Source organism: Corynebacterium sp. HMSC074C01, assembly GCF_001814605.1.
In the GTDB taxonomy this organism is placed as follows: Bacteria; Actinomycetota; Actinomycetes; order Mycobacteriales; family Mycobacteriaceae; genus Corynebacterium.
The window spans coordinates 1-1463 of record NZ_KV817283.1 but is presented as its reverse complement, the minus strand read 5'-3'; the positions used below and the strand labels follow the sequence as shown (position 1 = coordinate 1463).

Genomic DNA, 1463 nt, shown 5'->3' with positions numbered 1-1463 from the left:
AGGCTTTAGTAAACGGCGTCGGTGCATCACCACCCGGCGCAAGCCTGGCCGTCGAATCATGCCAGATCTAGTAGGCCGCAAATTCACCGCTGACAGGCCAAACCACGTCTACGTAGGCGATATCACCTACCTGCCGTGTAAGGGCGGCAAGAACATGTACCTAGCCACGGTCATCGATGCCTACTCGCGCAAACTCGTCGGCCATGCACTAGCCGATCACATGCGGGTATCGCTGGTTATCGAAGCTTTATCTCATGCAAGGAAAGTCCGCGGAAGCCTTAACGGGGCAATTTTCCATTCTGATCATGGCAGTGTGTACACCTCACAAGCATTTAGGGACCACTGCACCCAGCTTGGTGTGCGCCAATCCATGGGAGCAGTGGGAACGAGTGCCGATAATGCCCTAGCAGAATCGTTTAACGCCACTTTAAAGCGTGAAGTTCTGCGTGATCGGAAAGTCTTTGACAATCCCATCAGCTGCCGCCAAGAAGTCTTCCGATGGTGCATGCGCTACAACACGCGCAGACGACACTCCTGGTGCAATCTTCTAGCCCCTGATGCCTTCGAAGCGCTCACATCAGCTACACTGACCCAAGCAGCATAGCTAACCCCCGACGTGTCTACTTTCCGGGGGTCAGGCCCTGCCGCTGGTCAGCACACGCACATGCAAAGAGCATCCCTGAATACGGCAACAAAGCAACGAAAATGGTGACTTTCACCCCGGTGTGCTTGAAGGGTCGTACAGGCGCATTTTCGTACCTGCCCAATCCACCTGCATCGTATGCCCTGGTGCATGGGTGATCCGGGCGGTCAGCCCGGCCGCGTCGACATGGGAGGCAACCAGTTGGCGGAACCGGTCGTAGCTGTAGTGACGCTGGCCCGGCTGGGCCAGCGTTGTGGTGTAGCGAGCCCACAATACTTACAATGTTAGCTTCACACGTCTTGTGCGTGCTTTGACGACCGCGTCAAAGTCAATCGGGACGAACGTGCCTTGCCCGCTACTGCGCTTATCTACGAAAATCGCGTCCAACTCGTTATTGATGGGCATGTGAAATATGACGGAATCACCTACGGCAAACCGGTGGATGAGGTCATCCGGGCGGAGCGGCAGCGTGAAAAGCACATCCAGAATCTAGGCTTTGTTGTCTTGCCGTATTCCCCGAGCGAATTGCTTTATGAAAGACCACGAGTGGTCAGTGAGGTGCGGGCAGCGCTCAAGGCTGTGAGGTCGCACCGTAGCGCATAGTGGTGGGGTGGAAAGCGAGCCTCATCAAGCACCGCCGAGTTTAGATGGTCCTTCTACTTTGGTTTCTTAGTGCTGATACGGCGCCTGCCTTTGAGTTGTGAACATCCCCCTGTTTGATGTGGTTGTTACTTTACGCGCTCGTTGTCTCGGGCGCTAGGGGTTTGCCGTTGTTGATTCCTACTGTTGGGCCTGACCCCCGGAAAGTAGACACGTCGGG

The 1463-nt window shown here is 55.6% G+C and carries 1 protein-coding gene; it reads left to right on the top strand.

All coding sequences use genetic code 11. The features are described 5' to 3' along the window. Positions 1-604: IS3 family transposase (locus HMPREF2978_RS12855; protein ID WP_143342280.1), on the top strand; the 604-nt coding region annotated here is incomplete at its 5' end. Between the last annotated feature and the right edge of the window lie 859 nt (positions 605-1463).